Origin of the sequence: Colwellia demingiae, assembly GCF_007954275.1 — a bacterium.
GTDB lineage: Bacteria > Pseudomonadota > Gammaproteobacteria > Enterobacterales > Alteromonadaceae > Colwellia > Colwellia demingiae.
In genome coordinates, this window is record NZ_VOLT01000004.1 from 369,112 (window position 1) to 387,470 (window position 18,359).

The 18,359-nt window shown below is 37.9% G+C and carries 16 protein-coding genes; 3 read left to right on the forward strand and 13 right to left on the reverse strand.

Annotation, left to right across the window (positions count from 1 at the left end; all coding sequences use genetic code 11):
* Positions 1-105 precede the first annotated feature (105 nt).
* On the forward strand, positions 106-1,932 hold the full coding sequence (locus ESZ36_RS09715) for a DUF885 domain-containing protein (RefSeq protein ID WP_146786949.1): 1,827 nt from the start codon (positions 106-108) through the stop codon (positions 1,930-1,932).
* A 100-nt stretch (positions 1,933-2,032) separates the two neighbouring features.
* Here ESZ36_RS09715 and ESZ36_RS09720 read toward each other — a convergent pair whose 3' ends face one another.
* Both ESZ36_RS09720 and ESZ36_RS09725 read right to left on the reverse strand, forming a co-directional pair.
* Positions 2,033-2,920, reverse strand: coding sequence for a prenyltransferase (locus ESZ36_RS09720; RefSeq protein WP_246129046.1), 888 nt, complete (start codon positions 2,918-2,920; stop codon positions 2,033-2,035).
* 14 nt (positions 2,921-2,934) lie between these two features.
* Entirely contained in the window at positions 2,935-3,390 is a 456-nt protein-coding gene (locus ESZ36_RS09725) for a hypothetical protein (protein ID WP_146786952.1), read from the reverse strand.
* A gap of 436 nt (positions 3,391-3,826) precedes the next feature.
* On the opposite strand from ESZ36_RS09725, the gene ESZ36_RS09730 reads away from it, so the two are divergent.
* Positions 3,827-4,843 carry a hypothetical protein gene (locus ESZ36_RS09730; RefSeq protein WP_170235815.1) on the forward strand — a complete coding sequence of 339 codons (1,017 nt, stop codon included), beginning with the start codon at positions 3,827-3,829 and terminating at the stop codon, positions 4,841-4,843.
* Positions 4,844-4,930: 87 nt separating this feature from the next.
* Here ESZ36_RS09730 and ESZ36_RS09735 read toward each other — a convergent pair whose 3' ends face one another.
* From ESZ36_RS09735 to ESZ36_RS09785, 11 genes are all read right to left on the reverse strand, one after another.
* Positions 4,931-5,803 carry a hypothetical protein gene (locus ESZ36_RS09735; RefSeq protein WP_146786958.1) on the reverse strand — a complete coding sequence of 291 codons (873 nt, stop codon included), beginning with the start codon at positions 5,801-5,803 and terminating at the stop codon, positions 4,931-4,933.
* A 266-nt stretch (positions 5,804-6,069) separates the two neighbouring features.
* Positions 6,070-6,552, reverse strand: coding sequence for a GNAT family N-acetyltransferase (locus ESZ36_RS09740; RefSeq protein ID WP_146786961.1), 483 nt, complete (start codon positions 6,550-6,552; stop codon positions 6,070-6,072).
* 130 nt (positions 6,553-6,682) lie between these two features.
* Positions 6,683-8,311 carry a nitrite reductase gene (locus ESZ36_RS09745; RefSeq protein ID WP_146786964.1) on the reverse strand — a complete coding sequence of 543 codons (1,629 nt, stop codon included), beginning with the start codon at positions 8,309-8,311 and terminating at the stop codon, positions 6,683-6,685.
* 297 nt (positions 8,312-8,608) lie between these two features.
* Positions 8,609-9,487 carry a uroporphyrinogen-III C-methyltransferase gene (gene cobA, locus ESZ36_RS09750; RefSeq protein ID WP_146786967.1) on the reverse strand — a complete coding sequence of 293 codons (879 nt, stop codon included), beginning with the start codon at positions 9,485-9,487 and terminating at the stop codon, positions 8,609-8,611.
* Positions 9,488-9,648: 161 nt separating this feature from the next.
* Positions 9,649-10,881: a heme d1 biosynthesis radical SAM protein NirJ gene (gene nirJ / locus ESZ36_RS09755; RefSeq protein WP_146786969.1), complete on the reverse strand. Its 1,233-nt coding sequence runs from the start codon at positions 10,879-10,881 to the stop codon at positions 9,649-9,651.
* A 367-nt stretch (positions 10,882-11,248) separates the two neighbouring features.
* Entirely contained in the window at positions 11,249-11,806 is a 558-nt protein-coding gene (gene ahbB / locus ESZ36_RS09760) for a siroheme decarboxylase subunit beta (RefSeq protein WP_146786972.1), read from the reverse strand.
* 88 nt (positions 11,807-11,894) lie between these two features.
* Positions 11,895-12,407 (reverse strand): Lrp/AsnC family transcriptional regulator, encoded by a 513-nt coding sequence (locus tag ESZ36_RS09765; RefSeq protein ID WP_146786974.1) that lies wholly within the window; start codon positions 12,405-12,407, stop codon positions 11,895-11,897.
* Positions 12,400-13,518 carry a siroheme decarboxylase subunit beta gene (gene ahbB, locus ESZ36_RS09770; protein ID WP_146786977.1) on the reverse strand — a complete coding sequence of 373 codons (1,119 nt, stop codon included), beginning with the start codon at positions 13,516-13,518 and terminating at the stop codon, positions 12,400-12,402. The genes ESZ36_RS09765 and ahbB (ESZ36_RS09770) overlap by 8 nt, the downstream gene beginning before the upstream one ends.
* 2 nt (positions 13,519-13,520) lie before the next feature.
* A complete protein-coding gene (locus ESZ36_RS09775) occupies positions 13,521-14,762 on the reverse strand; it encodes a cytochrome D1 domain-containing protein (RefSeq protein ID WP_146786980.1) in 1,242 nt (413 codons plus the stop codon).
* Between the two features lie 108 nt (positions 14,763-14,870).
* Positions 14,871-15,242, reverse strand: coding sequence for a c-type cytochrome (locus ESZ36_RS09780; protein WP_146786982.1), 372 nt, complete (start codon positions 15,240-15,242; stop codon positions 14,871-14,873).
* Between the two features lie 241 nt (positions 15,243-15,483).
* Complete coding sequence (locus ESZ36_RS09785; protein WP_146786985.1) at positions 15,484-16,050, reverse strand: bacteriohemerythrin; 567 nt, start codon at positions 16,048-16,050, stop codon at positions 15,484-15,486.
* Between the two features lie 423 nt (positions 16,051-16,473).
* On the opposite strand from ESZ36_RS09785, the gene ESZ36_RS09790 reads away from it, so the two are divergent.
* Entirely contained in the window at positions 16,474-18,102 is a 1,629-nt protein-coding gene (locus tag ESZ36_RS09790) for a cytochrome D1 domain-containing protein (RefSeq protein ID WP_146786988.1), read from the forward strand.
* Positions 18,103-18,359 lie beyond the last annotated feature (257 nt).

Genomic DNA, 18,359 nt, shown 5'->3' on the forward strand with positions numbered 1-18,359 from the left:
GGTTCATTTGTTACCAATTGTAAGTTTCCTTGGGTAACGCTTGAAGTTCGCGGCTATTGAGGTTTAGGATAAGCCACCTGTAAAATTAATAGATAATAAAATCACATGGTTAAATCAATTTTCAAATGGATAGGACTCTCCCTATTGTCTGTCATATTGCTAGGTGGTGCATTTACATCACACGAATGGTATGCCGAAAAACCTTTTATGTTCCGCTCATTTCTGGATAGAACTGTTTTACAACAAGCCTTTGAAAGCCCGGAAACGCTGACTTCGTTGGGTTTCTTGGAGTCTATCGGCATTACGGGACATAACGCTGAACTTGATAACGATCGCCCAGAAAAGACTGATGCTCTTTTTGCTGAAATGAAAAAGGTAAAAGAAACACTACTTACCTATGATGATAGTGACTTAGATGAATCGCAGCTATTGTCTAAAGAAATTGCCATGTATTTACTGGATATCGTATTAGCCTCAGAACCATACCGATATCACAATTACCCAGTGAACCAGTTGTTTGGTATTCAAAATGGTTACCCTAGTTTTATGGATGCTCAACATCAGGTCAATTCAGTTGGTGATGCCGAGAACTATATTGCTCGACTTAATAAAGTAAAAGTGAAATTCTCCCAAAACCTTGAGGGTTTAAAATTACGGGAAGAAAAGGGCATTCTACCTCCACGTTTTGTTATTGACCGTGTTCTTGAAGAAATGACAAAATTTGTGGCTAAGCCTGTTGAAGACAACATTCTCTATTCATCATTAAAAACGAAGTTATCCGATGCAGAAGATATTTCTTCTGTTGAACAAACTAGATTATTAAACTTAGCCAAAGAGGAAATTATTGCTTCAGTACATCCTGCTTATCAATTGCTTATAGATTACTTCAACCAAGTTGTTGATAAAGCTACTACCGATGATGGCATTTGGAAGCTACCTGATGGTGATAAAGTTTATGCTCAAGCACTTAAGTTTTTCACCACTACCGATTACAGCGCAGATGAAATTCATAATATCGGTCTGCGTGAAGTGGATCGGATTCAATTAGAAATTTTGACCATTTTAGAAGAAGAAAACTATGACGTTAGCCAAGGATTCACAGCAGCAATTGAAACCTTAGCTGCTCAAGAGGAATTCTATTATCCTGATACCCAAGCAGGTAGAGAACAAATATTAACGGACTATCAAACCATTCTTGATGAAATCAATGCAGGTTTAGAGTCGGCTTTTCGAATACGTCCAAAGGCGAGCATGAAAGTGCGCAGAATCCCTGAGTTCAAGGAAAAAACTGCACCAGGAGCCTATTACCAGCAACCATCAATTGACGGAAGTCGACCGGGTATGTTCTTTGCTAATTTATACGATATTAAAGCTACACCGAAATACAGCATGAGAACTCTGGCGTATCACGAAGGTATTCCGGGTCATCACTTTCAAATAGCTATTGCTATGGAATTAGAAGGTATGCCTTTATTCCGTCGGATTTCACCCTTTACCGCTTATACTGAAGGTTGGGCATTATATACAGAGCGCCTAGCTTGGGACTTAGGCTTTCAAGATGATCCTTTTGACAATATAGGTCGATTACAAGCTGAATTATTTCGCGCGGTACGTTTAGTGGTTGATACCGGTATTCATTATAAACGCTGGACTCGACAAGAAGCGATTGATTACATGGTAGCTAATACGGGTATGACACATAGTGATGTTGTTGCAGAAATTGAGCGCTATATCGTGATGCCAGGACAAGCCACGTCTTATAAAATAGGCTTGATGAAAATCCTAGAGTTACGTGAGAAAGCTAAAACCAGTTTAGGTGATAAATTTGATTTACGAGATTTCCATGATGTGATTTTGAAAAATGGTGCTGTTCCTTTGGATATTCTAACCCGTTTAGTTGATCAATATATTGCTGATAAATCAGCTGAATAAAAATTAGTACGAACAAAGCACAGTGTTACTTTGTTTTTAAGTAGAGCGAAATACTTTAGTGTATTTTGCTCTACTTTAATTAACCATTAACCATTAACCATTAACCAATAAGTATTGATAGTCCTAATAAGAATGGCGTTATTATGGTAGCTGCTACATTCGCGCCTAAGTGCTGCTGAAAGTTCCCGATGTTCTCTTTATGTTTAATAGCACCAATCCATGCAAAAATGGAAAGCGGCATTGGAATTAACGCAATCAAACCGATCGTTGGCAATATGCCCACCACAACATACAGTAAAATTAATGAATAGGTTAGTAACATAAATAAGCCATAAACTTGATTACTGCGCTTGATACCAAAAGCTAACGGAAAGGTTTTACGACCAACACTGGCATCGGCTTTCATATCAGGATATTGATTTAACAAAAGCAGATTATTGATCAGAAAAAATGGTATTAGTGAAACTAGCCAAACCAGTAATGAATAGTCCAACGTTAATACGATATGCGTACCAATAACCATTAACAGTCCAAATCCCACCCCAGGGGCAATTAAACACAACTTTGGCATGCGATTTAGCCATTGGGTATACGTGACAATAATCACCAGTCCCACTAGACCAATCGGCAGAATAGTAGCGCCAATAGTGCGAATAAAATAAATACCAATAGCGATGGTGATAAACAATGTTAACAGCCCAAGCAACAATACTAACTTTGCAACTTTTGGGTTATTGGGCAGTGCGCCGCTACCACCACTAAAGGGGGTTTTTATGGTTTTAAAGTCTAATCCACTTTTAAAATCATGATACTCATTCAGCATGTTTACACTGATATGAGCAGACATAGCACCAATGAAGATAAGCATAAACACTACTTTATCTATTGATGCTCCCGTAGCCAAAGAAGTGCAAAGCCCCAGAAAAACACAGGCTAGTGTTAATACTAGAAAGGAAGGGCGCATTGTTTGTAATACAGAATTAATCATGATGTTCTACTTTATCAAATTGATGTGTGTTGTTTAGCGCAGATACGATAGCCAACTAAATACAGTAACCCAGTCATTAGCCAAACAATACCAACATAAAGAACAGTATCATTTACTTTTTCGGGGTGGCGAAGCCAGAGTTGTAATGGCAATAGACCACGAATAATACAAAGCGTTGTTATGGAATATATTGCATAGTTAACCAGTGGTAGTTTATCTATTAACTTGCCCGTAAAGCCAGCACCAGATAGCGCATAAAGCCCCAGAATAACAAAAACAGCTGAGGCGAATATCGTTCCGATTGGCGCTAAATAAGTACCATTAATAGCAGATTCTACAATTGGTGGGGGTGCCATTTGAGCGGCATAACATTCAGGGCCCAAATATATGCATGATAGATGTGCAGCAGCTGTGCCCATAGCTATTAATGCTGCAAGCACTAAAAGTACAACGCCAATTTTTCGTTTCACGTTAACTCCGTTTAAGTAAGACCAAACTATTGTGCAGACATCTTAGTCATTACCGTGACTATTTTAACTGCTAATTTACATCAAATGCTACTGAATTCAAACTGTTAAATTCGTTTCGAATTAGATAATGAATTGGCAAGACAAGCGATAACTAATTAGGGAAATTAGCTGCTTTTTATGGGGTTTTTTAGTGGTATCGCTTTGTATTGGATATCTTAGTTTATTTTACTTAGGGATGATATTAATGGAGAAATTGACTGGCTTTCTAGATAAAGGAATAAGAGGTGCTATAATTTTTACTGTATTTTAGGCATTTTAGGACTTTATAAAAACTTCTAAGCGGTTTACTTAGACTACAAGCCAATTTCTTTCATTGAAGACGCTCATCAATATGGATATTATGCTTAGATTACAGCTTTTTATAATGATTACTTTCATGATTCACTCTGTAAGTGCAGAGCCTGCATCAGAAAGTTTATTGAGCAAGTTATCTGAAGCAGAAGACTACTTACGAATACAACCCTCAGTTTCATCAAGAATACTTAAAAAACACCTTGCCAATATTGGTCAGCTGAGCATAAATGATCAATTAACCTGGCATCAAAATCTATTAAGAGCATCTATTGCTCTAAATGATTTAAATCAGGTTGAAAAAACGGTAAAAGTAATGATCTCCTATCCCGAACTAGAAAAGGAAACAGATAAATTTGTTTCTTTGTTAAGTAGTTTAGGTATATTTTTACGCCGAACTGGACATCCCCATGAATCTATTTTGCTCTTCAATTGTGGACTTGAACAACCAATTAAAAACGACAAACAAATAATAAGTTTACTGATCAGTAAAGGGAGTAGCTTAAGTTCTCTTAATAAATATAGTCAGGCGAAAGCAACCTATGCTCAAGCTTTGCAATTAGCTAAACAACAAAATGCAGAGGTATTAATAAGCGCTATTTATAACAGCTTAGGAATAATGGCGCTAAAAGAAGGCAATTATTCGTTGGCCAAAGAGTACTTGATAAATGCTTTACAACTCTCACAAAAAATTTCGAGGCGTTCTGGTCAAATTGTCGCGGGTTTACAGTTGCTTAGGTTATCTATATTAAACAATGAGCCTATGCTATATGACAGATTGCATTACCGCATCAGTAGGCTCACCTTAGTGAGCGAAAGTGATGTTAGGCATGCTTATCTTTTTTGGATAGAAAAGGCGCATAAAGTATCAAGGGGGCACAAACTTTCTTCACCAGAACAAGACGAGTTGTTGGGTAAACTCGACCAAATCAAACCGATTAGCGTTAGTTTATATAACCAGTTGGTTGAAACACTTGCAGAACCAATGGGGATTACCTCTTTAGCCCTCATGAATGAATCCAGCGAATATCAAGGTGATTTATTAAATGATATACACCAATGTAAAAATATAGATTACCCAAAACGTAGATCAATAAAATAAGTTACTAACACTGTCAGTACAATCACTCACAGTAATCTTTTAACGCTAATATGGCATCGTAGTAAATAACATAACCACTTACTAACATTAACCATTAGCAGCGATTAGCTGTGTATGTTCAGGATTAGTGGTTTGTTGTAAATACAATGAAATTTCTTTGTGAGCTTGGCGAAATGGCTTAGTCAGATGAGATTTCAGCGCTTTCTTTACCGGCTTAATATCAACCCCTTTTATTACGCAAAATAAAGCTAAAGCATAAACTGTTTCTAACTCAGGCAGTGCTGATTGTCGGTTAAGGTTTTGGTTGTTACACGAGCCACAACCACCTTTAAATTGGTAAGCTGTATTAGCAAAGATAACACCAAACCCCATAAAACAAGCGACTAAATCTATAGTTTGAGGCAATACTTCTTTACCTCCAGGGGGAAGCATACCATTTTGATTAACTAAAATACCGGCCTGTACTTGTACTAAATAGGCAATTAAATCTTGTGGCTGGTTAAGCTGACTTGAATGAAAAGCAATATCTATCGTAGGTGTTGAAGGTGCTAATGTAGGTGTGATTTCCTCACCTTCTACTTTATAACTGACATGAGAGCTTACATCAGAGCTTATATGCGTATTTATTTTAGAACTAACATTAGCGTCTTCACCACGAAGCCTTGATTCAAAAATTAATTGAGGCATTGGCTTTTGGCTAAAGTTGTCAGCTGATACCAATTGTAGTGGCCAAGACGTCATGCCGGCGTATTTAAGCGTATTAGCAAATATTTTATCCGCCATTGCTTCTACACTGCTTGCACTGCCCGGATAAAAAGAATTGTTGGGTAATATCAATTCACTGTTATCTTTGAAAAAGTCGCCATCAAGTTGGTCGATACACCAAAGAAAGGTATCAAAAATCCATTCTTTACTTTCTTCATCAATGACTGGTTTTGCTTTAAAAAAAGTTGATAACATTAATGGATAGCCTTTATTGATGATTAAGATATTGTTTAGTGACTGTTTGTTAGCCAATGACAAAGCTTTAGTATTATAAAGCTCTTTTAATTAAGAACTAGCTAAGAGTAAACTAATTTCAATATAGAATCGATTGGCTTAAATAAGACCGCTATAAATTACAGCGTTTGTAATTCACAGGAGGTTTATTTAGCCATTTTTCGAGATGAAATGTAAAGTAGAGATAGGATGATAATATGAAAGCTGTTTTTCGCATGGAGTGTAGATTACAGCTTTTTTAACATCCAAACATCGCATCCACTGTGGATTGTACCTGCTAGTGGTTTATCTAGATGAATGAAACCTAGCTTTTCATAGAGAGAAATTGCAGATTCCATGCTTGTTAGTGTATCCAAATAGCATTCTTTATAACCTTTACTTTTAGCAAAGTCTAAGCAACTTTCAGTAAGTTTTTTACCTAAGCCTAATCCTCGACTTTCTGGGAGTAGGAATAACTTACGCAACTCACATATCTCTTTGCTGCCATTAAAAGCTGCAATTCCACTTCCTCCAACTATTTCTTCTGCAATAGTGGCAACTAAGTAGCAGCTAGCATCTTCATTTTTATAATGAAGGCTCATCGCATCAACTTCAGGATCGGAAGGACCAAACCCTTCACCAACGGCTCCGAACTCTGAGCCAACTTTTTTAATTATTTTGCAAACTTGATGATCGTGATGAGGCTTGATGGACTGAATTTCATAACTCACTAAATATTCTCCTGACTTTCTGCAATTAACTTAAATTAAGTTAATTGCAGTAGATAGTTATCTTTTTATAACTATACCAGTTAGTCATGGGCGAGCCATTTATTATTGAGAAATAGTGTATCAAATGAGTTTAATGACTCGTGCCTTTCTCATAGCTTATTTTGTTAAATACATTGTACTTACCCGACGGTTTCTTCATTGGCATACGCTTTACTATTTCCAATGTTTCGGCATCGTAAACAATCAGTTCACCATCCATATCCCACACACTTAACAGTACGAACTTACCATCTTTGGTAAACTCAACATGGGCGGCATTTTTCCCCGGTGATGGCGCTAAGGTTTTTACTATCTCTAAAGTGCTCTTGTCAATAACGTGTACTTTGTCGTTATTTGGGCCAAAGAATACGTCGGTCCACGCATAACGCGATTTGCTGTGACTACGCATAAAGAAACCCGGGCCTTCGGTTTTGATCTCTTTAATGATGTTCCAATTCTCCATATCGATAACAGTAATTTTACCTTCTTTGATATTGGGTGAAGCGAACACTTCTTTTCCTTGATAATTCCAGGTAATGCCAGAGCCTAAATGTGGCATACCGGTTAAGCCGATAGAGGCTACTTTCTTTTTAGTGTCTAGGTTGATCACTTGACCATTGTGGCTGTTACGCGCGGTACCAATTAAGTTGATGTAATCAGGGTCGAAGAAAAAGTCATTCAAGTAATCATCAGTTTTAATGCGGCGAATAGGGAATTGATCACTCTTTTTAGATAAATCAGCTTTCCAACCTTCTGCTTTCGCTTCTACTCTATAGTCATGTGCCCAGCCTTTATAGACTTCAACGCCGCCTTCATCACTGTAAGGTATTTCCCATACTTCTTTCACGTCTTTGAGTGCGACAATAAAACTATGACGTGGTGGCGCGTTGTATACGGCACTTACACGTGAACTATTGCCGTCACTGTCGATGGCATCAATCACTTTAAGTGGTGATAAGTCTTTGGTATTGAGTATGACTACGTTATTAGGTAGGTAATTACCGACAATTAAATATTTACCGTCATTCGATATAGCGATGTTGCGCGTATTAATCGCTGCGCGAACTTCGCTGACGGTTTTGCGATTGTAAATATCGTATTTACTGATCCAACCATCGCGCGAGGCAAAAAATACAAAGCGACCGTCAGGAGAATATTTTGGTCCACCGTGTAAAGCAAAACGGGTTTTAAAGCGATCTAAGCGCTCAAAGGTATCGCCGTTTAATAAGGTGGCGCTGTGGTCACCTAATTCAACAACAATAAATAAATTCATTAAATCAGCGTCAAACTGTGCTTCATTTGGTAGTTTACTTTGATCAAAATGTTGTACTTTTGACGCGTTAATATCGGCAACTGTCCAGCTCAGAGAGGCTTTTGATGGCGTATAAATATAATTAGCTAAACTGGCGATTTCAGCCTTAGTTAAGGTTTTGTTAAAGGCAGGCATTTGTGTGGCAGCACGACCGGTATTGATAACCTTAATGGCTTTGTTTTTGCGAAAACGGGCAAGGTTTTCTGGTAATAATGCAGGCCCCATAGCACCTAATCGATCAACGCCATGACAGCTTTGACAATTGTCTTGATAGAGCTTTTGGGCCGCAACTTTTTCATCGGCTGACATTGTGATTTTTTTGGCTGGTGCTGCATTGACAGCATTGACGGTAAAAAAACCACACAAAAGAGCGATAGATAGAGACATTAAAAAATGGTGTTTAGTCATGGGGGTAACCTTTTGTATTCGTGATATATATACTAATCAAAGTAATTACAGGATCCATTTTAATGGCCTAAACATCCAATAAAGTCGTTGCTTTCAATCCCAATAGCCAGCTATTACTGAATCAAGCGCCTTTTTCTTGAAAATTTATTATCATTAAATTTTTATCATTAATTAATCTGACTAGTACTCGTCGTCATCCTCGTGTTGTTTTAATCGAGGAGCCAGTTTAAAGCTATGGATTTCCGATCAGGAACCTCGGAAATGACGACTGTTAGCTGGCAGTCTGTTCAGTTTTACTTAAGCTATTTTTATTGCTTGTGGTTGAACATAGTCATTAGCATCTAAAAAACCAGGGGTTTTTAATTGTTGCTCAGTTAACTGATTTACTACATCACCAATAACGATAAGCGTTGGCGGGGTAATATTATGTTTTTCAACAAGCTCAGCCAAGTTACCGATAGTACCGCGATAGGTTTTTTGTTCAGGCTGTGTGCCTTTACGAATTAATGCGGCTGGCGTATTAATATCTCGGCCATGCTCAACAAGTTTTTCTGCAATTTTAGATAAGGTATTAATGCCCATGTAAAACACAACCGTTTGGGTTGGGCAACATAAACTCTGCCATGGCAAATTAAGCTGACCATTGTTTTGAATATGACCAGTAATAAATGTACAACCTTGTGCAACACCGCGATGTGTTAACGGAATGCCTGCATACGTTGTACAGCCAGAAGCAGCAGTAATGCCTGGGCAAATATGACAACTTACACCATGTTGCAACATGTATTCTGCTTCTTCACCACCACGACCAAAGATGAACGGGTCGCCACCTTTTAAACGCAATACTCTTTTACCTAAGCGCGCTTCGTGTACTAAAATTTCGTTAATTTTATCTTGTGGTACACAATGTTTAGCTTGCTCTTTACCCACGTAAAATCGTTCACAATTATCAGGCAATAGCGCTAATATTTCATCACTTACTAATCGGTCATAAATTGCGATTTCAGCTTGCTCAATAAAGCGCATTGCACGAATAGTTAATAATTCAGCATCACCAGGGCCAGAGCCAACTAGGGCAACTTCGCCTTGGTTTAATACTGATTTCCCTCTCGCTGATATTTTATCGTTATCTGCTGATATTAGGCTGTTTGGTTGATTTGCTGATAGTGTATTCATGCTCTCGCCTTATTGCACTTGAGCCTATTTCAGGACAGGCTCGGTTGCTTAATTAGTTTCTTTAGTTTTGTATCATTAAGAATTAGTTAGCTACGTATTGTTAATAATTAATTTGTTACGTGTTGCTAAGTTTTCTTTAATAATTAGTGTACTTACTACGGTTAAACTTCAACAAATTGAATCGGATTTTCTGTGTTAGTTAACTCGTCGGCAAACTTTGATGGCGACGGGATAAAACCAATTTCATCATCATCTAAGTAACATCCAGGATCTTCAGCCCAAGCATCACCGGTTTGCGCAAAAGCACGGGTTCGAGTGTTGCCACCACAAATAGCTAAGTGATCACAACTTGCACAACGTCCTTTTACTGGGCGTGGTGATTGTCTAAAACCTAACATTAGTGAGTCTTGAGTATCACGCCAGACATCAGAAAACTTTTCAGTTGTTACATTGCCGATAGGATGATTCCACCAGTAAGTATCAGGGTGAATTGTGCCGGTGTTATCAATGTTGGCTACGTTAATACCACTTGAATTACCGCCCCAATTGATTAAACGTTGTTTTAAATTGGCAATAGCTTCTGGATATTCTTCAGCAAACTGCTTGCTTGCCCATTGTAATAAAAATGGACCGTCAGCATCATTGTTACCGGTAACAAAGTCGGTTTCTATGCCTTGATTGATATGCGACCAAGCACGAGTATAAAGAAGCTCCATAGCGTCTTTAGTCATTTTGAACATGGCATCATTTTCAGCGGTGCGCTTGCCACGGCCTGAATAATTAAGGTGAGATAAATAAAATTTATCAACACTATTTTCTTCCATTAAATTCAACATGGCAGGTAAATCTTTGAAGTTTTCGCGTGTTAAACATAAACGCATGCCGACTTTAATACCCGCCTCTTTACACAACTTAATGGCATGCATTGAGGTTTTAAAACTACCTTTTTGACGACGGAACTCATCGTGAAACTCTTCTAAACCATCAATGCTGATACCAACATATTGATACTCTGCAGCTTTAATTGCTTCAATATTGTCTTCGTTAATTAACGTGCCGTTAGTAGATAGCGCAAGGTAAAAACCTTTTTGTTTAGCATATTCAGTGATTTCATAAATATCAGGGCGTAATAATGGCTCGCCACCTGACAAAATTAACACGGGCACATGAGCAACTTTTAAATCATCTATGGTGGCTTTAACTTGCTCAGTTGATAGTTCGTCTTTAAAGTCGATATCAAGAGATGTTGAATAACAGTGTTTACATTGCAAGTTGCAACGACGGATCAGGTTCCATATAACCACTGGACCCTTCATTTTACGTGATGCTTTAACGGGCTTAAGTTCAGCCATGTCATCATGAAGTGTTTTTAATAATTGTGAGATTCTAAACATAATATTATACCAATTCTATTAAATTTATTCTCAGCTCAGAGCTACTATTAGCGAGCTTAGAATAAGTGAAATTGATTAAATATAGTTATTCTATATTTCACCAATTTTGCGATGTTATCAGTTTGCTAATAAGCTCCCGAAGGGCGAGTACCTAGCAAAAGGCAAAGACTTATTTACAGCGTTATTTATTTTGATAAGGGAATAACCATTATCTTTAATTAAAGCCTGCCTCTAAGTCTTTTAATTCTCGCTGAGCGGGAAATAACTTAATAGACTTGGTATTACATACCTTGACCTTCGGCGTTGTTCTTTATGCGATTAATGTAATCTAGTTATAAGTCCGTATACCTTTGGTATTAGGCTACTATTACTTTTTTAATCGCAAACCTGTTTTTTTCAGTATTGCTGTGCTGGTTAACATATCATTACTTTTGGTAATAATGTCTTGACTTGAATCATGGTTGCGGGAGACCAAGACCTCTTTTAACAATTCTTTGATCTGACCCCGATACTTGGTGATTGATTCTTCTGTTTTTCCATGCACCATGGCGAATAAATTGTAATTCCACTCGGGTAAAAAGCGTGGTCTTAAATAACAATGGCTAACGAAAGGTAACCTACCAACAGCATCGCCAAACTTTTCGGCTTGCTCATCATCAATATCCCATACGGTCATGCCGTTGAATTGATAACCCAATTTATAGTGATTAGGTACAGCGGCAATGCGTCTGATAATGCCACGTTCTTGCATGCTTTTAGTTAGGGAGAGTACTTGCTCAACACTAAGATTCATTTGCTCTGCAATCGCGTGATAAGGCTCCTGAATAATAGGTAAACCATTCTGGGTTAATAAAATGTATTGTCTTTCTTGATCGCTAAGTTTTTCTTTCGTTATTTTTTCGTGTTCTTGAGTGATTGTAGACATAATGTAAACTCTTTTGTATGTGGCGTTTTACTCAGTAATTAACACGCTTTGCTGCTGTTTTTAAACGAGTAATCTGTTAAACGGGTAGTTATACTGGTAGGTATAAATTCACATAGAACTCTTTTAGTTTCGGTACGTTAAGCACCTTTAAACCAGTTTTTGTTTCAATCGCTTGTACTACTTTCTCAATTTCTTCAGCTGATTCTGTGGCGATAACGAACCACATATTAAAATCATGATCTCGGCGGTAGTTATGAGCAATTTGTTCAAAACTATTTACTTGTTCGGTAACAAAGTCAAAATCAGCTTCGGGTACTGCTAAAGCTGCTAAGGTAAAAGCGCCACCTAAACTTGCTGCATCAAACATGGGGCCAAAACGGGTTAGTACTTTTTCGCTGCGCAATTTTGTTAAACATTCAATGACGGCTTGTTCGGTGCTTGATATTTCTTCAGCAATTTGTGCAAAAGGGCGCTCACAAACAGGTAAGCCATGCTGTAGTAGGTTGATTAATTGTTTCTCTAGCGCAGAAAGTTCAACGGTTTGGCATTTTCGGCTTTTACTTAGGCTTTCGGTCTTAAGTGGACTGCTGCTATTATCCATGGGCTTGTCCTTGTTTTTTCATGTCGTTGTTATTTTCTGTTTTACCGGCATTTATCTTGCTGGTTTTTACCTTACTGCTCTTTGTTTTAAAATAACGAGCACCGTGCTGTTTATAAGCTTTGAAGCTAAATAGCACATCTTTTTCGATCGACTCAAGGCCAAGCTGTTCGGTAATTTGACTTATTTGTTGTAAAACTAAGGTTCTATCTGTGCCATGAATCATGCAGAACAAGTTATATGGCCAATCAGGTAAGCGGCGAGGACGTTGATAACACAGGGAAACAGGAGCACACTTGGCTAATTTCAGGGCAACGGCATCCATGTTTTCATTAGGAATATTCCAAACAACCATAGCATTCGCGTCGTAACCTAATTTTCTATGCTTAATGACTAAACCAAAGCGGCGGATCAAACCATCTTCTTGCCAAAGAGATATTTGCATCAACACTTGTTGCTCTGTTAAAGCGAGTTGTTCGGCAATTACTTGATAAGGAAATAAGTGCGTTGGTAAGCCTTTCTCGATGGCTTGACGTAAGGCTGTTTTTTCAATGTCAGTTAAGCTTATTGTGTCATTATTATTAAAAGTAACGAGTTTACTTTCTTGATTGGAAGTGGGACTTTCTACGCCAGTAACATTAATACTGAACGCTAAATCAATGTGATAAGAAGCTTCCATTGGTAATACTAAAACAGGTAAACCTGTGAGTAATTCAATGTTTACTATGGTGCTATTGAGTGCCACCATATCGCTGGCCGTGACGACAAACCATAAATTATAAACATGCTCTCTACCGTAGTTATGATTCACTTGGTCAAATTGGTTAACAATACCGGCAATTTTATCAAGGTCTTTTTCTGGCACCGCAAGGGCAGCTAATGTGCTTGCGCCTGCTTTTTTATGATCAAATACTGGTCCAACACGTGATAGCACTTCTTGGCTGTTTAGATCATCAATGGCTTGAAATACCTCCAGCTCATTCGTCACAATATTAACGTGAGCCAGTTGCTCAGCAATTGTTTTATAAGGCTGGCTGGTAAGTGGAAAACCCTTTTGGCTATTATTAATAATGTCTTGCTGTAACTGACTAATTATTGCGGTTTCTTTAGTCATGATTATAAGCCTATTTGGTGTGCGCGACTGGTAAAGAAAATACCGCTCGGGCTTGATGATTTAAGTGTTTTTTGTAACGTTTGAGTCTTGGTATCGTAAATCTGAATTTCATTGCTATCGCGTACTGACATCCATACGTGTTCGCCACGTGGGGTGAACTCCATATGTAACACAGCAGGACCAGGCGTTAACGTTTTTACTAATTCAAAGGTTTCGGTATTAAATATCTGAATGGTATTGTTGTCAGGGTGAGCAAAGTTAACCCATATTTGTCGGTTATCAGGCTGCGCCATAACAAATATTGGTTGGCTATGAGCAGGGATTGATGTCACTTGTTCCCATGTTTTAGTGTTTACTACTAAGACTTCATGTTGACCCACTGCTGGCATAAAAGCGTAGTCGCCAGCAATTGCCCAGCCTTCTAAATGGGGCATTTTATAAACAGGTAGTTTTTTCTGACCTTTACCGTAATTAGGTAAAATACGTTTAACACCTTTTTCTATATGCCATAAGTCAACGAGCGCCATACCGTCTTCGCCAAATAAACCGGCAATATAGTAGCGACCATCAGGGCTGATTAAGGCGTCATAAGGAAATAGGCCAATATCAGTAAACTTGGTTATTTTAGGCGTTTTGTCTTGCTCAATCGTTGAGAAGTCGGCAATCCAAATTTCATGACTATCAAATAAGCTAAAAACAAACTTGTTGTTTGGCGCATCAACTAAGCCAACTACTTTAGAGCGTACTGGGCTGCCATCTTTATTTTTTGGTTTAGTGGTTAAAATAGAGCTGTCGATTGTGGCGACCAATTCAAGCGTTTCACTGTTAAATACTTTTACGCCGCCAGGAGTGTAGTTTGAAACGGCAACTAATTTACCATCTTGGCTAATTGCGCCGCCAATACTATTACCTGACTGCATTACGCGCTTGGCAATTTTGTCTTTAAGAATATCTATTTTAGTTAACCCACCATCACGGCCGAAAACATAGGCATAGCGTTGGTCACGTGAATAAACAATAGAAGCGTGAGATAAATCACCTAGACCATCTATTTCTGCTAATACTTCTTGATTGGTATGGTTAACAATTTGCACTTGGCCGGTGGCGCGCTCAATAACAACCCCCATATCTCCAGTGGCGCGAATTGGTGCTTGGTCTGTTTTAGTAGACGTTTGACTAGTGCAAGCGGCAATCACGCTAGACAGTATTACAATGCTCGCTAGTTTTAATAAGGGTGTGTTCATCAGTTATCCTTTCATGGTGCTTTTATTAGTGCTAAAAGTCTTTGCTGTTATATTTGGTAAAAAGTTGTTTGGTTTTGAATACTTTAATTTAGCTATTAAATATTTGGTTTATTGTTTAGCTACTTTTCCCGCTTTTAATTGTTGGGAAATCCACAAGGCTTCTTGTTCGGTTAATAGCGGTTTCCAAGGAGGCATTGCAGTGCCTGTTCGGCCATGTAAAATAGTATATTGTAAATACGGTATTGATTTTCCTTCAAGGTTTTCTGGTAATAACGCTGGCCCTAGTCCCCCTTTTAAGGTCATGCCATGGCAAGAACCACAATCTTGTTTAACGATATGGGTAAGTTGATCTTTACGTGCTTGAGATAACGCTTCTTTATTGGTGTCATCGTTCGCTGCAACAGCAGCTGTAACAAAAATAAGGCTTAATAAATGAGTAGCGATAGCTAAACCGCTTAAGGTGATTTTTATAGGACTCATTTTATTTCCACTGTGCTTTTTAAGTTGTCTTAACCTTATAACGCTTAGGGGATTCGTTTTTTGTCAAAGATCATACTTTGATGATGAAGTGCGAGGCTTTTTTGATTTAAATCACTTTATGCGGAATTATACTAATTTTCACTGAGTTTTAGCTCATTCAATCGATTTGGTAGTTATCAAAAAAAAGAGCTTCTAGGAAGCTCTTTTGTGTGTTCGTCTGTGAAGAATGTGTGATTAAATGTTAATAAATACCTTTGCTATGTAAGTGTTCAGAATACTGTTTATCAGTACCATTTATATGATTTATTAACCAATCAGTTAAGAAACTAGCAATTTCTTCAAGCGCATCATGGCCTTTGTCATTGTATAGTTGTACAAATTTCTCAACTTGCTCAATCATCACTTTATGCTGCGCTTTATGAGCGATTAAGTCAGGATAGCCATTATCTTCCATCATCTTTTCTTCACGCTCAAAATGATACTTGGTATAGCTAATTAATTCGTTCAATGCTTCTTTTTCAAAAGACTCACTCATAGCGTAGTCATAAGCGATGCTAAAATTATTTAATAAACTGATTAACTTTTTATGGTCATCATCTATGTGTGCGATACCAACGCTGTACTCTTCACGCCACTTCATTTGCTTTGGATTAGACTTTTTCTTGTAAAGAACTGGAATGAGCAATAATACTGCAATTAGGATCCAAGAGATGGGGTTCGCCATACTTGATAAAAAACCTAAAAAGATGGCAACAATAATTAAGCCGATGATAGCCGCATAAATAAATGACTTAGTGCGATTCTCCATGAAAAAATACCCCTAAAAAAAATATGGTTAAATGATTAGTAACGTTGACTGAATAGTAGCGCTTAATACTGATGAACAAGTAGTTTTTTTATAATTCAATGCGCAATTTATTGACCTTGATCAACTTGTGTAATCATTAAAAGTTATTTTTTTTTAAACTTGATCTGAATCACATTTTCAAAAGTGGATATAGCTGATAGTGCTGATAGTAATATTTCGTTACATAAATGAAGCATCAACGTTTTACACATTATGTGTAAACAAAACTTCCTGAAGATGCCTTTTTTATCAGGATCTCAGTCGATTGGCTCTAAATAGCTCCGATCTGCTAAATGAAAACGACTAAAAAGTTAAACAAAGGTAAAGCATCATTATTTAACTTGTTTAACAAAAAAATAATTTTTAATATCTGGAGAGTACCCAATGAAAACAGTAAAATATGGTCTTTCAGCACTTGGTCTAGCAATAGGCATGGCTGCTACTGGTGTTAGTATGTCAGTATCAGCTGCAGAACCAACTTTGGCTGAAGCTGATTATGAAAAAGCAAAATTACAATACTTCCAACGCTGTGCTGGTTGTCATGGTACTTTGCGTAAAGGCGCTACAGGCAAAAACTTAGAGCCAAAAAGCACAATGAAAAAAGGCCAGAAGCGTTTAGAGAAAATTATCGCTTTAGGTACTGAAGGCGGCATGAACAACTTTGATGACTTGTTCACTAAGAAAGAAATTGCCAACATGGCAACGTTCATCCAAATGGAACCACCTGTTCCACCAGAAATGTCTTTAGAGCAAATGCGTTCACATACTAAAGAGTATGTTGCACCGAAAGATTACCCAACTAAACCAATGCACGGTTTAAACTGGAAAAACTTCTTTGTTGTTATCGAACGTGACGCAGGTACTGCGGCAATTATTGATGGCGATACTAAGAAAATCATCACTCATATCGATACCGGTTACGCAGTACATGTAATCAAAGGTACTGAGCATCATAAAATTGACCATGCAAAAGATGTTGGTCGTTTCTGGTACACCATTGGTCGTGACGGTAAAGTTAACAAAATCGATTTATGGCAAACACCTGATAAAATGTTAGTTGCTGAAACTAAAATGGCTTATGACGCTCGTGATATCGCTGTTTCTGGTGACGGAAAATACGTAATTGCTGGTGGTTACTGGCCTGCGCATTTCGTTATCATGGATGCTGTAACGTTAAACCCACTTAAAGTTGTATCTACTCGTGGTTACAATACTAAAGGTGAATTCATCAATGAAGCACGTGTAGCGGCAATTTACACTTCGCCTCTAACATCTTCATTTATCGTTGCCGTTAAAGAAACGGGTCAAATGTTACAAGTTGATTATACTGACTTAGATAACTTAACAATTACTAGCATTGCTTCAGCAGAATTCTTACACGATGGTTTCTTCGACCCTTCAGGTCGTTACTTCCAAATTGCTGCTAACGCATCAAACAAAATGGTTGTTATTGATACTATCGAACGTAAGTTAGAAGCGATGATCGAAGTTGACGCTCTACCACATCCTGGTCCAGGTGCTAACTGGATTGATAAAGAATGTGGTCCTGTTGGCGGAACAACTCACTTAGGTGTTGGCCTAGTTTCTGTTTGGGGTAACGATCCTATGGGTCACCCAGATAAAGCGTGGAAACTTTGTTATGAAGTTGAAACAGATGGTGCTGGTGCATTCATTCGTACACACGAAACTTCACAATACGTTTGGGCTGATCAACTTAAGCACCCTGAACCAGAAGTTCAACAGTCAGTGCAAGTATTTGATAAAGATACTCATGAAATTGTTAAAACTATCCGTGTAACAACTGAGCCAGGTAAAGCGGCTTTACACATGGAATTTAACAACGATGGCTCTGAAGTTTGGGTTTCAGTTTGGAACCGTAAAGATGCTAAAAACCCAACTGGTGAGATTGTTGTTTATGATGCAAAAACTCTTAAAGAGTTATACCGCATTAAAGGCTTAACAACGCCTACTGGTAAGTTTAACGTTCATAACCGTATGAACCATAAAACTTAGGTAATTATCTTACCTTTATAGGTAAGCGTTACTAAATATGAATAGGGCATGGCTGATGCCATGCCCTTTTTATTTTCATTCGACTTTTCATTCGACATTTTCTTAGAAAAGTAACTGAAGTAGTGAAAATAAAAAGGGTTGTAATCGTACTTTATAAATACGTTACTACGCCTTATAAGCATTGTGACTTCCTTGTTTAGATCAATCGGGAAGGCAATGGATAATAATTTCCCTCAGCATTATTGCTAAAGGGAAGA

Coding starts and splice junctions, on each gene's coding strand:
- ESZ36_RS09715 (WP_146786949.1), top strand. CDS start 106: ATGGTTAAATCAATTTTCAAATGGATAGGACTCTCCCTATTGTCTGTC.
- ESZ36_RS09780 (WP_146786982.1), bottom strand. CDS start 15,242: ATGAGTCCTATAAAAATCACCTTAAGCGGTTTAGCTATCGCTACTCAT.
- ESZ36_RS09775 (WP_146786980.1), bottom strand. CDS start 14,762: ATGAACACACCCTTATTAAAACTAGCGAGCATTGTAATACTGTCTAGC.
- ahbB (WP_146786972.1), bottom strand. CDS start 11,806: ATGTCTACAATCACTCAAGAACACGAAAAAATAACGAAAGAAAAACTT.
- ESZ36_RS09785 (WP_146786985.1), bottom strand. CDS start 16,050: ATGGAGAATCGCACTAAGTCATTTATTTATGCGGCTATCATCGGCTTA.
- ESZ36_RS09765 (WP_146786974.1), bottom strand. CDS start 12,407: ATGGATAATAGCAGCAGTCCACTTAAGACCGAAAGCCTAAGTAAAAGC.
- ESZ36_RS09730 (WP_170235815.1), top strand. CDS start 3,827: ATGATTCACTCTGTAAGTGCAGAGCCTGCATCAGAAAGTTTATTGAGC.
- ESZ36_RS09745 (WP_146786964.1), bottom strand. CDS start 8,311: ATGACTAAACACCATTTTTTAATGTCTCTATCTATCGCTCTTTTGTGT.
- ESZ36_RS09720 (WP_246129046.1), bottom strand. CDS start 2,920: ATGATTAATTCTGTATTACAAACAATGCGCCCTTCCTTTCTAGTATTA.
- ahbB (WP_146786977.1), bottom strand. CDS start 13,518: ATGACTAAAGAAACCGCAATAATTAGTCAGTTACAGCAAGACATTATT.
- ESZ36_RS09735 (WP_146786958.1), bottom strand. CDS start 5,803: ATGTTATCAACTTTTTTTAAAGCAAAACCAGTCATTGATGAAGAAAGT.
- ESZ36_RS09790 (WP_146786988.1), top strand. CDS start 16,474: ATGAAAACAGTAAAATATGGTCTTTCAGCACTTGGTCTAGCAATAGGC.
- cobA (WP_146786967.1), bottom strand. CDS start 9,487: ATGAATACACTATCAGCAAATCAACCAAACAGCCTAATATCAGCAGAT.
- nirJ (WP_146786969.1), bottom strand. CDS start 10,881: ATGTTTAGAATCTCACAATTATTAAAAACACTTCATGATGACATGGCT.